The sequence below is a fragment of the Nonomuraea sp. IBHARD001 genome, assembly GCF_056106265.1.
This window is the reverse complement of record NZ_JBWBBW010000002.1, coordinates 8,732,376-8,745,379: the sequence shown is the minus strand read 5'-3', so window position 1 is coordinate 8,745,379 and position 13,004 is coordinate 8,732,376. Positions and strand designations below refer to the sequence as shown.

The 13,004-nt window shown below is 68.8% G+C and carries 12 protein-coding genes; 7 read left to right on the top strand and 5 right to left on the bottom strand.

The window, feature by feature from the left end; translation table 11 throughout:
- Positions 1–378 precede the first annotated feature (378 nt).
- Both ACTWNK_RS41170 and ACTWNK_RS41165 read left to right on the top strand, forming a co-directional pair.
- Entirely contained in the window at positions 379–2,172 is a 1,794-nt protein-coding gene (locus ACTWNK_RS41170) for an LVIVD repeat-containing protein (protein ID WP_474310433.1), read from the top strand.
- 291 nt (positions 2,173–2,463) lie between these two features.
- Positions 2,464–3,078 carry a LysE family translocator gene (locus ACTWNK_RS41165; RefSeq protein WP_474310431.1) on the top strand — a complete coding sequence of 205 codons (615 nt, stop codon included), beginning with the start codon at positions 2,464–2,466 and terminating at the stop codon, positions 3,076–3,078.
- A 24-nt stretch (positions 3,079–3,102) separates the two neighbouring features.
- On the opposite strand, the gene ACTWNK_RS41160 is transcribed toward ACTWNK_RS41165, so the two are convergent.
- Entirely contained in the window at positions 3,103–3,474 is a 372-nt protein-coding gene (locus ACTWNK_RS41160) for an MmcQ/YjbR family DNA-binding protein (protein ID WP_474310429.1), read from the bottom strand.
- Positions 3,475–3,756: 282 nt separating this feature from the next.
- Between ACTWNK_RS41160 and ACTWNK_RS41155 the strand changes: the two genes are divergently transcribed.
- Entirely contained in the window at positions 3,757–4,317 is a 561-nt protein-coding gene (locus ACTWNK_RS41155) for an HD domain-containing protein (protein WP_474310427.1), read from the top strand.
- Between the two features lie 215 nt (positions 4,318–4,532).
- On the opposite strand, the gene ACTWNK_RS41150 is transcribed toward ACTWNK_RS41155, so the two are convergent.
- The gene (locus ACTWNK_RS41150) at positions 4,533–5,576 is read right to left on the bottom strand and encodes a DUF2293 domain-containing protein (protein WP_474310425.1); all 1,044 of its coding nucleotides are present in this window, start codon (positions 5,574–5,576) and stop codon (positions 4,533–4,535) included.
- A 412-nt stretch (positions 5,577–5,988) separates the two neighbouring features.
- On the opposite strand from ACTWNK_RS41150, the gene ACTWNK_RS41145 reads away from it, so the two are divergent.
- The 3 genes from ACTWNK_RS41145 (at position 5,989) to ACTWNK_RS41135 (ending at position 9,072) form a co-directional block, all read left to right on the top strand.
- Complete coding sequence (locus ACTWNK_RS41145; protein WP_474310424.1) at positions 5,989–7,020, top strand: hypothetical protein; 1,032 nt, start codon at positions 5,989–5,991, stop codon at positions 7,018–7,020.
- Between the two features lie 245 nt (positions 7,021–7,265).
- Positions 7,266–8,147 (top strand): hypothetical protein, encoded by an 882-nt coding sequence (locus ACTWNK_RS41140; protein WP_474310422.1) that lies wholly within the window; start codon positions 7,266–7,268, stop codon positions 8,145–8,147.
- 73 nt (positions 8,148–8,220) lie between these two features.
- Entirely contained in the window at positions 8,221–9,072 is an 852-nt protein-coding gene (locus tag ACTWNK_RS41135; protein ID WP_474311135.1) for an FKBP-type peptidyl-prolyl cis-trans isomerase, read from the top strand.
- Positions 9,073–9,090: 18 nt separating this feature from the next.
- Here ACTWNK_RS41135 and ACTWNK_RS41130 read toward each other — a convergent pair whose 3' ends face one another.
- Together ACTWNK_RS41130 and ACTWNK_RS41125 are read right to left on the bottom strand one after the other, a co-directional pair.
- A complete protein-coding gene (locus ACTWNK_RS41130) occupies positions 9,091–9,756 on the bottom strand; it encodes an AIM24 family protein (protein WP_474310420.1) in 666 nt (221 codons plus the stop codon).
- A 2-nt stretch (positions 9,757–9,758) separates the two neighbouring features.
- Positions 9,759–10,331, bottom strand: a complete 573-nt coding sequence (locus ACTWNK_RS41125) for a CGNR zinc finger domain-containing protein (RefSeq protein ID WP_474310418.1) — start codon at positions 10,329–10,331, stop codon at positions 9,759–9,761.
- 86 nt (positions 10,332–10,417) lie between these two features.
- Between ACTWNK_RS41125 and ACTWNK_RS41120 the strand changes: the two genes are divergently transcribed.
- Positions 10,418–11,272 (top strand): alpha/beta fold hydrolase, encoded by an 855-nt coding sequence (locus ACTWNK_RS41120; protein ID WP_474310416.1) that lies wholly within the window; start codon positions 10,418–10,420, stop codon positions 11,270–11,272.
- A 340-nt stretch (positions 11,273–11,612) separates the two neighbouring features.
- Here the strand turns inward: ACTWNK_RS41120 and mads6 are convergent, their stop codons facing one another.
- Positions 11,613–12,998, bottom strand: a complete 1,386-nt coding sequence (gene mads6 / locus ACTWNK_RS41115) for a methylation-associated defense system protein kinase MAD6 (RefSeq protein ID WP_474310414.1) — start codon at positions 12,996–12,998, stop codon at positions 11,613–11,615.
- Between the last annotated feature and the right edge of the window lie 6 nt (positions 12,999–13,004).

The following is a 13,004-nucleotide window of genomic DNA, read 5'->3' as shown; positions in this document are numbered from 1 at the left end:
GGGCGGGCTGTTGGAGCGTCCAGGAGGACTCTTCGGACCGTCCAAGCGGACGCTAAAGTGACCGCCCAAGAGGATGCGGCTGAACCGCCCGAGAGGATGCGGCTCGTCGTCCGAGAGGGCGAGTGTCGCCGTCCGAGCCTTGCGCCCATCTCGCGCCTTCTCTCGCTTTGCGCTCATCTCGCGCCGCCTGCGCCGATCGACTGCCGCGTGCGTCGACTGGCTGCGTGGAGCGGCGGGCGGTTTCGTGGCGTATTGGGTGTGTAAGGGTTCCGGTGGGCGGAACGTGAGTGGTTCCGTGTGATGGAACGCGGCATTGGGGCGGGGCCCGGTAGACGCCACGCTAAGCCGCAACCCACCCCCCAGCTCCGAAGGGTCGCGATGCGCCACCTTCTCCGCAACGCCCTGGTCACGACCGGCGCGCTCGGCCTCCTGCTCACCTCCGGCACCGCGGTGTCCGGCGCCGCCGTACAGTCCGACGGGGCCGACGAGAACATTCCCTCCGTCTGCGGCGACAGGCGTCCCGACGAGCCGGGCGCCGGAACGTACGGCATGCAGCTCGACGGGAGTTTCAGGCACCCGGCGCTCACCCCCGCCGGTGAGGAGCGCTTCTCCTTCCCGGGCGGCGCCAAGGACCTGTTCCCCAAGAGCAAGGGGTACGACCCGGCCGCCTACGTGCAGGGACCGATCAAGGTGGAGGCGGCCTACCGCGGCCCGCAGTACACCCCGGACTACTTCCACACCTGGCAGAACATCGTCGACTTCGACGGACGCCGCTACCTGTTCCAGTACGACCGCAGCGTGGGCCGCGTGTACGACGTCACCAACGTACGCAAGGTGAAGATCGTCGAGAGCCTCAGCCGTGACGACGTCAAGGTCGAGTGGGGCGAGAACGTCGAACTGCACAAGAGCAAGGACTGGGACGCCTACGACTATTGGGGCGCTTCGACCATCCAGTGGAGCCCGTCGCTCAAGGCGTACGTGATGGTGCAGTCGTTCGAGCAGAAGCGTCAGGTCGGCGAGCTCGGCGACAGTGTGGAGCACTCGAAGTTCCACAATGCGGACGGTGTGAAGAAGCTGCGCGAGCAGACGAGTTTCAAGGGCTTCAAGGTGTACCGGCTCGACGGGCCTCGCAAGAAGGACTGGAAGCTGCTGTCGACCGTCACGACCGACGCCTCCTACGCCAACCCGCTGAACGCCGCGCCCGGCGCGCAGCAGGGTTCGGGCTCGCTGGACGTTCCGTACTGGACCGGTGGCAAGTACATGTTCGTCGCCGCCGCGCCGCTGGACACCTGGAGCAACACCGAGGTGCCGACCTACCTCTACTCGGCGGGGTACCAGGCCTACGACATGTCCGACCCGGCCAAGCCCGTCAAGGTCGGCGAGTGGCACAAGAAGGGGCAGATCGCCTCGGAGTCGGCCGCGTACGCCAAGAACCCGCGTTGCGGCAACCAGACGTCGTGGATGGGCGCGCGGATGCCGCTGTTCATCCCGAAGCCGGTGGAAGAGGGCGGCAAGTACGCCTTCGCCGCTCTGGGCGGGTACGGGCTGTCGGTTCTGGACATCTCCAACCCGGCCGAGATGAAGGAGGTCTCGCACCTCGACCTGCCGATGTCGGTCGGCGGCACCGAGGCCGACAATGTCGACGTCTCGCAGTACGAGAAGACCGGCATGATCTACGTCTCCGGCTACCCGCTGGGTGAGGACTGCCACGAGCCGTACAAGGACATCTTCCAGATCGACGCGCGCAACCCCCGCGCGCCTCGCATCGTCGGCGCACTGCCCAGGCCCAAGCCGGCCGCGAGCGCCAAGTTCGCCGACTACTGCCAGCGCGGCGGCAGCTTCGGGCCCAAGCGTTCGGGCGCCTACACCTCGCCCGGCGACCCGGCCCAGGGCCTGCTGCCGTACGCCTTCTACAACGCGGGCGTGCAGTTCTTCGACACCAGCGACCTGCGCAAGCCGAAGATCGCCGCGCAGTTCGTGCCGTCCGGGTTCAGCAAGGACGTGCCCGACTACGCCCTGGGGAACCAGACGCACGCGATCTACGTGGAGTGGGACCGCAAGCTGGTCTGGGTCTTCACCAACGACGGCATCTACGCCGTCTCCAGCAAGAAGCTCCTCGGCACCCCCACCCTGACCAAGCCCGCCAAGCCCTTCCGCAACAGCGCCCGCTAGCCCGCTAAGCCGTATCTGCCTCTTTTCTCGTCTTTCTGGCCCTGTTTGATCTTGCTCTCTTCTCTCGAACCGCTGCCGTCGTTGTGTCGACGGCAGCGGTTTGTGTTGGTTGTGGGGGTGTGGCGGCGCGGGAGGGGCGCTGCTGGCTACCCGCCAGTAGAGCGGTCCAAAGGGGCTACTAGCATGTGGTTTGCCCACAAGGCATTCACTCTGTTCGTCCGCTCTTTCGTGCGGCCTGCGCATCGGCGGGTTGGCGGGAGTGCGCTCTCAGTTCTACGGGAGATCCCCGCCATGCTGCCGACCTTCGTGGTCACCGCTCTTGTCATGATCATGATCCCGGGGCCGGATGCCGCGTTGATCATGCGTAGTGCTCTCGCTCACGGACGGTTGGGCGGCATGCTCACCATGGTCGGTGGGCTGATCGGGCTCGTGGTGCATGCTGCCGCCGCCGCGGTCGGGCTGTCGGCTCTGGTGCTCGCCTCGCCTACCGCCTTCGTCGTTCTTCGGGTCATGGGCATCACGTACCTGCTGTGGCTGGGCGCGCAGGCGTTGCTGGCCAGTCGGCGGGGCGCGATCGCCGAAGAGCCGCTCGTCGTCGCCGCCGGGCCTGCGTCGCCGTTGCGGCATGTGCGGAACGGGCTGCTGTCGAACCTGCTCAACCCCAAGGTGCTGCTCTTCTTCGTGACGTTTCTGCCGCAGTTTCTTCCGTCGAGGGGGGACACGCTGGGGCAGGCGTTTCTGTTGTCGGGGATCTTCGCGGGGTTGTACCTGGTGTGGTTCAGCCTCTACAACGTGGTGGTCGACAGGGTCGGCGCCTGGCTTCGCCGTCCCAAGGTGCGGGCGCGTGTGGAGCGGCTGACGGGTGTGCTGCTGGTTGGGTTCGCGGTGCGACTGGCTGTGCAGTAGGTCGTCCGGCCGTGCGGTAGGTCGTCAGGGCTGGTCGTCCAGGAGTTTGAGGGCACGCTTGGGGGCGATGGCGCGGTAGCTCTCCTCTGTCCAGTCGAGGAGGATCTCGGTTTCGGGGAGGTCGGACTGGAAGGGGATGGTCACCCAGCCGGCCTTGCCCAGGCCGTAGCCGCTGGGGGCGGCTCCGGGCACGGTGAGGGCGTGGCCGTGGGAGGCGGGAAGCTTCAGGCCGAAGGTCGGGGCCCACTTGTCGGTCGGCTCGTCCAGGCCGAGGAACAGGAAGATCTTCTTGTTGACCTTGATCACCCGTTCGCCCCACGGGAACTCCTCATGAGCCTCGGGCAGCCCGAGTGCGAAGGTACGGAGTTCGGCCCTGACGTCGTGCCAATCTGTCATGCGGTCATTCTGCAATGGCGGCCATCGAAAAGTCGGCAGTGGCGTCGAGCTGTGGACAACGCGCACACTCGGCTGGGCGCCTGTGGATGAGCGGGTTGCCTGTGGGCGGCCGGGCTGGCTGTGGATAGCTGCACTGCCTGTGGATAGCTGCACTGCCTGTGGATGGCTGGCCCTTCTGTGGATGGCTGGGCCGTCTGTGCCATGTGCCGGTGTCCGTGTCCGTGTCTGTGGATATGTGGACCGGTCGGTGTGTGATCGGCTCGTGGGTGAGGGAGGGGCGTCGTGGGTGTGGATGAGTTGATGGCGGTTCTGGCGCGGTGTGAGGGGGCGTGGGATACCCCTGATCGCAGTGGGGATCCGGTGCCGTTGCTCGATCATGGGCTGCAGGTGGCGGCTGTGTTGGAGGGGTGGCATCCGGATGATCTGGAGTTGCAGGTCGCCGGGCTGGTGCATGACATCGGGCATCTGCTGAACCCTGGGGACGAGGCCGGGCATGCCGAGGCGGCGGCGCTGGCGGTGCGGCCGTTGCTGGGGGAGCGGGTGGCGGCGCTCGTCGGGCTGCATGTGGAGGCCAAGCGTTACCTGGCGGCCGTCGCGCCGCAGCGCGCCCTGTCGCCGGAGAGTGCGCGGACGCTGGCGCTGCAGGGTGGTCTGATGGGTGAGGAGGAGGTGGCGGCGTTCGAGGCGTCGCCGTACGGGGGTGGGGCTGTGGTGTTGCGCAGGGCTGATGATCTGGGGAAGGTCGTGGGGTTGGGGCGGGAGGCGCTCGTTGAGTTGGAGCGTTGGCGGCCGGTGGTCGAGGTGGTGGCGGGGAGGGCGGGGGGCGCTTCGGGGGGTGCGTGACGTTGGGGCGTCTCGGGAAGTGCGTGGTGGATGGTCGAGTGGCGGAGGGGGTGGTGTCGAGGAAGGGGGGTCTCGGCGGGCACTTGGCGGCTGGTTGGGTGATGGAGGGGTGGGGTTCGAGGAGGGGTGTCTCGGTGGGAGGGGAGGGGCGGGGAGGGGGTGGGGTTGAGGAGGGCGTTTCCGGAGGGGTGGTGAGGGGTGGGGTGGTGGTCGGGCTAGGGGGTTTGGCGGAGTTCGGTGAGTTTGGTGTCTATGGCGTCGCGGATTGAGGCGCGGGCTGTCATGCGGGGGACGCCGGACATCAGGAGTTCGTCGTACCTTGTGTCCTGGTGTCGGATGGAGGCCACCACTGCCAGGGTGATGGCCGTTTCGTCCAGGGCCTTGGCTGCGGCGGTTCGCCCCACGCGTCCGCTTCCTCGTTGTCCGGCGTGTTGGGCGATCGATTCGGCGCGTTCGGGAGGGCAGCTGGGGAACAGGTCGAGGATGCGGGACTTCATGGCGCTCTGGTAGTCGAGGTCCTGGGTGGCGCGGCGGTCGCGGTCCCGGTCGCGGCGGCGGAGGCGGACCTCCTCGTCGGCCAGGCACTGCTCCTCGGCTCTGGCGAGGGCGGCCTCCTCCACGAGTACGCCCTGGCGCTGGTAGACCTTGCGGCGGCGGTTGTAGGCGACCACGACGGCGGCCAGCACGCTCTCCTTCTTGGCCCTGCGACTGAGGGCGGCGTCACCGGCGGGCAGCAGGACGAGATGATCCAGGTCCGTACAGGTCAGGCAGTGCGGCCGATCCTCTTCCATGATCAGGTACGGACCGGTGTCGCCGCACGCCGCGCAGGTCCAGGCGGAGTCGGGCACGACGACCACGAGGTCGGGCGCTTTGGCCTGTCGTTCGGTGAGCTGTCTGACGCGGGCCTCGCTGAGATCGGGCGAGACCCAGTGCGTACGGAAGTGCGACTCGTCGCCCGTGTCGGTGAAGCGCAGTTCGCGCCTGTCCCTGCTGCCCGACAGGTACGGCGTCTCGACCGGACGCAGGCCCTGGGCGCCCGCCCATCGGCGCAGGTGGTCGGCGGCGTCGTGCAGCTTGGCCGCGTCGACGGCCGCGAGTTCGGCCAGCGTCGCCGACCTGCCCTGACGCCACTGTTCGACATGGCGCGTACGCACCCAGCCGAGGTGTCCCGCCACGTCGAGAAAGGTGACGTACTTCCGTGTGGTGAGCGCGATCTCGGCCGCTGCTGCGACCCGGCGCGCGAGGTTGGGACGACTCACGGCTCCAGCTTGCCGTACGGCGAGCCGTGCGGTGGCGTCCACCGGGGACTGGGCGGAGTGTGCGGTGGCGGCCCCGCAGGGGACTGGGCGAGGTGTGCTGTGGTGTGCGATGTGGACTGGGTGAGCTGTGCGGTGGCGGCCCCATCAAGGTGTGGCGTGAAGGCTGGTGGGTTTGTGGCTTTGTGGGGCCGTTAGCTGGGTGATCCACTCTCTTTTGGCGATATGGGCAAATAACCCAGGTATGCCGTACGGCGTAGGTGTGATCGTTTCGGTCTGCCTGCGTTCGTACGTTCCACATCAAAAGGAGAGTGCATCCACCATGCATTGGAGCACTTTGGGGCGGCGAACGGTCGTCTCGATATCGGCCGTGCGGCCATCCGGAATCACGAACTGACCCCGAGGAGGAGAGATCATGCGTTGGAGGATCGCAGGAGTGACCGCGTCGGCGGCACTGCTTTCGCTGGCGGTAGCGGTTTCGCCCTCGCTGGCGGCCAGTGAGGCCAGGCCGGACGAGCTGGGACGGGTACAGAAGGCGGGACCCGTCGACGACTGGGGTGTCGTCGTCAAGGACGGCGGTTGCATCCAGGCGCACTCGTGGGTGGCCAGGGTCAGGGGGTTCGCCGGAATGGTGGACACCGCCCTGTTCGGCGCGCACTTCCCGGCCACACCGCAGGCGCCCGAGCAGTCGGGCACGGGCAAGGACCTGATCAACCTGACCGTCCCTGGCAAGGGCGCATCGAAGATCGGCATCGGCCGGGCGGGCGCGCTGTTCACCCGGGCGATGGGCAACAAGCTGCCGGTCAGCCCGCTGGAGAACAGGCCGGCGCCGTGCAGCGGGTACGCGGAGGCGGGCGGCGCCGAGATCACGGTCGGCGTGCCGTTCGTGAGCAACCCGATCGGCAAGTACCCGCTGTCGCCGTTCGGCGTGCACGCCGAGGGCATCACGGTCAGCGCCACGACCACGCCCGAAGGGCCGGTCAAGTTCACCGGCAGGGCGGCGCGTGCCTACATCACGTCGTTCGGCTTCAAGATCATCGATGTGCCGCTCGACTGGCCGCCGAACTTCGGCGTGCGCATCCCGACCAGCCCGGTGCTCCCCGTACTGGCCCAGGCCGTACTGAACGAGCAGGTCACCACCGACGGCACCGGCAGGCCGACGCCCAGGTACGACCCGAGGGCCAAGAGCGGCTATGTCAACGCCGGGCACGTCAGCGTGCTGGGCAGCAACGCCGGTGACGTGACGGTCGGGCACGCCGCCGTCCTCCAGGGCGGCCCCGGGACCCCGCCGGTCGTCGTACCACCCGTCGTCGTGCCGCCGGTGATCGAGCCGCCCATCGTCGAGCCGCCCGTGATCGAGCCGCCGGTGATCGAGCCGCCGGTGATCGAGCCGACCGACGACTACGAGACGCCCGGCATCGAGCCTGAGGAGGAGGTCACCCCCTGACCGGCTGAACGCGGGGATCGGCTGAACACAGGGACCCGCTCAACGCAAAGGGTGACGGATACCGCCTTCCGTCACCCTTTTGCTTCGTCGTAAGCCCCGCATATTCCGAAACAACCATTAGAAACCCCGAAGAGTCACTTTTCGCGGAATCGGCAAATAACCAAGTGTTATCGCCCGCACCCAGGTGCGGAGCGCGTGCTCACATCACCAGCAAGGGAGTGCATCCAGCCATGTCTTGGAGCACTTTGGGGCGTCGGACCGGTCTCACCGCCGCGATCGCCGCCACCGCCATATTCGCCACGCTCTCCGGAGCGTCGGCACAGCAGCAGGACCGTTCGTCCGACGACTGGGGTGTCGTCGTGGAGAACGCGGGCTGCGTCCAGGCCCACTCGTGGATCGTCCGCGTGCGGGGCCTGCTCAAGACCGTCGACACGACGCTGTTCGGCGCGCACTACCCGGCGACGCCGCAGGCGCCGGAGTCGCAGGGTGGGCTCAAGGACCTCGTCAAGCTCTACGTGCCGGGTGTGAACGGCCTGCCGAGCGTCGGTCTCGGCTCGGTCGGCGGCCTGTTCACCCAGGCGGTCGGCGACAAGCTGCCCACGGGGCCCGGCGGTGGCTTCAAGCCGGCGCCGTGCAGTGCCTATGCCGAGGCGGGAGGCGCGGAGGTCGTGATCGGCGTGCCGTTCGTCTCCAACCCGCTGGGCAAGGTGCCGCTCTCGCCGATCGGCGTGCAGGCCGAAGGCATCGTCGTCCGGGCCACGACGGGTCCCGATGGGCCGATCAAGTTCAGCGGCAAGGTGGCGTCGGCCGCGCTCACGTCGTTCGGCAAGAAGATCGTCGACATTCCGCTGGAGTGGCCGACGAACCTCGGTATCCGCATTCCGGCCGACTACAACCTGCCGGTCCTGGCCCAGGCGGTGACCAACGAGCAGGTGACGACCGACGCAAAGGGCCTGCCGACCGAGCGCCGGGGTGAGTACTACTACGACCCGAACGCCAAGAGCGGCTACGTCAACGCCGTTCACGCCACGATCCTCGGCAGCAATGTCGCCGATGTGACGGTCGGGCACGCGGCGGCGCTGTACGCGGCGCCCGACGACGTGGTCACGCCGGGCCTGACGCAGTAGGACAGACCGTTTCGAAGGGGCCCGTGGGCGTGTGGATCCACGGGCCCTGTCCCACCTGGAGGAACCCTTGCGCGTGCTCTGGCTGGCCACGCTCATGCTCGTCGCGTCCTGTGGCCTGGCCCAAGGCGACGACGAACGGCTACCCAAGATCACCGGGCTGTTCGGCGTCAAGCCCGTGGTCGAGATCCCCAAGACGCCGCCGTCGGACGAGCCGCAGATCACCGTGCTCGAACGCGGCGAAGGCCCCATGACCCGGCCGGGCGAGACCGTGGTCGCCGATGTGGACATCCGTATCTGGCAGGGCAACAAGCCGTACCTGAACACCTACGACGCCAACCAGCCCACCACGGTCGTCTTCGACGGCGAGCACGTGTCCAAGACCTGGGAGCAGGCCCTGATCGGCAGGCCGGCCGGTAGCAGGGTCCTGCTGGTCAGCCCGGCCACCAAGGGCTTCGGGCCCGGCGGCACGGCCCCGGCGGGCGTCTCGCCTTCGGACACGCTGGTCGTGGTGTTCGACATCCTGGGCGGGTACCCGTCGGACGCCAGGCTGATGGGCCAGGCGCTGCCCGCACTGCCGGGCGACCTGCGTATGGCGTCGGCCGCCCGTACCCTCATCGACGGCTCGGGCCCGCAGGTGCGCCCGGGTGCGAAGGTCGTCGTGCAGTACGTCGGGGCGCAGTGGCCCGAACGCAAGGTGTTCGACTCCTCCTACTCGCGCGGCGGGCCCAACGGCTTCAGCCTGACCGGCAAGGCCGTGCCACCCGGCTGGGTGGAGGCGCTCACCGGGCGCAGGGTCGGCAGCAGGGTGGCGATCACGGTCCCGGAGCGGGCGACCCGCGGCTTCACCGCCACCACCGGCGGCATCGCGGTCCCGCCCGGCAAACCGATCGTGTACGTCGTGGACATCATCGACGCCGTCTCCTGACCTGGGGAGCTCGGCAGGTCAGGAGGAGGGGATGACGGGTGCGCCTTCGCTGGCCTGGATCAGGACGAAGCCCTGGCCCTGGAAGGCGAGCTGCATGGCCTCGCCGCTGCCCCTGCCGATGAGCGCGCCCGCCTTCATCGTGCGGTTGACGCCGACCTGAAGGTGGGCGCTCCAGCACACGGCCGACTGGCCGTCGGCGAAGGTGGGCGCCTGGCCGGTGTCGAGCAGCACGGGTGCGCCGTGCGCGGTGACCGCGACCCAGCCGGTGCCCTTGACCGTGGTGTTGAACAGGCCGCCCGCAGCCACTCCGGCGCCCTGGACCCTGGTGATGTCCCAGGTCAGCGACGGGTCGAAGGCGAGCAGGTTGCGCCCGTTGACGGTCAGGCCCTCGTTCTCCAGATAGAACAGATGGATGTCGTCGGCATTGTCGGCCAGGTAGAGCAGGCCCTGGCCCTTGACGCGCATGAGCGGCGTGCCCTCGCCGGTGACCATCTTCTTGAGCAGCCTGCCCATGCCGCCCGAGCCTTCGTAGTCGAAGTCCATCTGACCTTGGAAGGCGACCATGGAGCCCTGCTTGGCGAGTACCTCGTGCGGGAGCTGCACGCGCAGCATCTTGCTGTTCTGCAGGACGAAGTTGCCCGGCACCTGCGCGGTGTCGAGATTGCCGAAAAGAGAGCTTCGCATGCCTAGCTGACGAACGGCATGCCCGGCTTGTTCCCCGCCCGCTGCTTCTCGTAGTAGCGCGCGACCCTGACCCTGTTGCCGCACAGCGCGGGCGAGCACCAGCGCCGCCGCGCATTGGTGGCCAGGAACACCACCCGGCACCCCGGCCCTTCGCACGGTCGCACCTTGCTCACCAGCGGATCGGCGATCAACTCGACCGCCGCCTCGGCGAACTGCGCCGCCAGCTGCTCCACCGGCCCTCCGCCGCGCCCCTCCACCGCGTCCCCCGCGATATTGAGCTCCACGTACGGCGGAGCCGCCCGCACGGCGGCGTTGAGCGCGGCGACGTCGTCGTGCTCCAGCCTGAACCCGCGCCTGGCGGCCTCGACCGCGCCCTCCACGTGCTCGCGCAGGGCGCGCAGACCGGCGAGCTCGTCGGCGCCTGCCTGGGCCGACAGCGTGATCCGTCCGGCCTGCAGGTCGAGCCAGGTCCTGAAGGAGTCGACGGTCGCGAGGGCGTCGATGTCGCCCTCCGGTGTGTGCGCACGGGTGTTGACCAGGTCGAGGGCGAGCGGTTCGCCGGTCAGGAACTCCATGCCTGTAATGCTACATCACCGTGTTGACACATTAGAGAGCGGAACGCTATATCTAATGTATCATCACGCCAAGGAGGCATGTGAACATGGAGATTCCCGCGATCAGGCACGGATACGCCGACCTCGACGGCGTCCGGGTCTTCTACCGCGAGACCGGCCCGCGCGACGCTCCCGTCCTGCTGCTCCTGCACGGCTTCCCCTCGGCCTCGCACCAGTTCACCCGCCTGATGGACGCGCTCGGCACGAAGTACCGGCTGATCGCACCCGACTATCCCGGTTTCGGGCACACCGAGACGCCCGACGGCTTCGTCCACACCTTCGACAGCCTGGCCGACGTGACCGAGGCCTTCGTCGAGCACCTCGGGCTGCGCAGGTTCTTCGTGTACGTCTTCGACTTCGGCGGGCCGATCGGCATGCGCCTGGCCGTCAGGCATCCCGAGTGGATCGCCGGACTCGTCGTGCAGAACGCCAACGCCTACGAGGAAGGGCTGTCGGACCTGGCCAGGCAGACCGTCGCGGCGAGTGCCGAGGACGTCGCCCCCCTGTTCACCCTGCCGGTCACCCGCGGCCAGTACGAGGACGGCGCCTCGGACGTCTCGCTCATCTCGCCCGACGGCTGGACCCTCGACCAGCACTTCCTCGACCGCCCCGGCCGACTGCGCGCCCAGACGGAGCTCGCGCTCGACTACAGAAGCAATGTCGCCCTCTATCCGGTATGGCAGGCATGGCTGCGCGAGTACCTGCCGCCCGCGCTGATCGTGTGGGGGGAGGGCGACGCGTTCTTCCTCCCGGAGGGCGCTTACGCCTACCTGGCCGACCTGCCGGACGCCGAGGTGCATCTGTTCGCGACCGGCCACTTCGCCCTGGAGGAACGCCTCCCGGAGATCGCCCCACTCGTCGACGCCTTCCTCGAACGCAACACGGTCCCGGCCGGGCGGTGACGCGGGACGGGGGTGCGTCCGGATCATGCAGTCGTGTCGGGATGCGCAGTGCGCCCGTGTGCCCGTGTGTCCAGATCATGCAGTCGCGATCAGGGGCGGGTGCGGTCCAGGTGCAGCGGTGCTGGGGGAGGCGCGGGTCCCCAGGTCGCGAGCGCCGTGCGGGCGTCGTCGCGAGTGTGGTGGTCGACCGGGCGGGAGCCGTCTCGACGCCGGTGGCCCGACCACGAGGTCGCACCGGTCTTGAGAAGTTGGCCGTCTGAGGACACAGCCGTCCCTTGTGTCCGGGGTGGAGGCGCTGGGGGCGGCTTGCCGTAAAGGGGTGTGGGTTTTGGAAGGGGTGTCAGGAGAAGAGGGAGCGTAGGCGGGTGAGGAGTGTGGGTTTGGGGGGTTCGGGTGGGGGCGCGGTGGTGCGGGTGGCGCGGAGGGTGGTGAGGGCCGCGGTGGCGGTGGGGCGTTTGGCGGGTGAGGGGTCGCGCATCCCGCGCAGGAGGTCGGTCAGCGCCGGGGGAAGAGGGGAGGTCATGAGCGAGGTGTCGTAGGGGTCGGGGAGGTCCCCGGTGAGGAGTTGGTGGGCGATCACACCGGCGGCGTAGACGTCGGCCGAGGCGGTGATGCGGTCGGGCCTGGCCTGGCACTCGGGTGCGACGTAGTGCACGTCGAGCACGCCCGGTAGTTCGTTGGCCACGGTGTACGCGCGAGGACCGGGCTTGGCGTAGTCGAAGCCGGTCAGCAGGGCCCTGCCCTGGGCGACGAGCACGGCGGCGGGGCTGAGCGCGCGATGCACGACGCCGTTGGCGTGGGCGTGCGCCAAGCCGTCGAGCACGTCTTCGACGACGTCGAGCCTGGAGTGCGACGGCAGGTCGGTGAGGTGCAGGTGCAGGGCCTGGCCGTGCACGTCGTCGAGGACGAGGACGAACCTGCTCTCGTCGTCGATGGCGAAGAAGTCGCGCGAGCGCACGACCGCGGGATGGGAGGGGATGCGGGTGAGCGACTGGTAGGCGTTGGCGATGCGCAGCCGTTCGGAGGCCCGCTGGTCCTGCGCCGCCATCGGATCGGCGCGGTAGACCCGCAGCAGCACGGTCTCGCTGCTGGGCGCGGTGGCGTTGACGGCACGGTACTCGGTGACCTTGCTGTCGCCGCCGAGCTCCTCCTCGACCTCCCAGTTGCCGAACCTGGGCGGCGCGGTCGACCGCCTGACACTGGTGTGCAGGCCTTCCACGATCGCGGTGCCGTACGGCTTGGCGTCGGTGGTGTAGCCGCGTCTGACCCTGCGCGGGTCGCCGAGCGTGGGGATGAGCCCGGCCAGGTCGGTCACGTGGCGCCGGTCGCGGCCCGCCGGGTCGACGAGTTCGGCGTCGGGTGCGGTCAGGACGACGAGGGAGTCGACGTACACCCGGTCGAGCTCCTTGTGCCCTTCGACCAGCACGCCCTTGAGCGCTCTGGCGTTGCCTCTGAGCTTGGCCACCGGCGAGCCGAACGCGGCACGGCGGGTGGGGAACCACCGGGTGCCCGCGACCTCGATCCGGCCGTGCGTGCCCTTGACGTCGACCAGGACGAGGGAGTGGCCGGTGAGGACGACCAGGTCGACCTCGAACACGTCGTCGCCGCGCGGGACCTCGATGTTGTGCAGGAGGAGCCAGTCGTGCGGCGCGTTGTCCCTGAGATGGGCGATGACCCGCCGCTCGGCGTCGTTGACCGGTCGTCCGCCGCCGACGATCTGTGCCATCCCGTG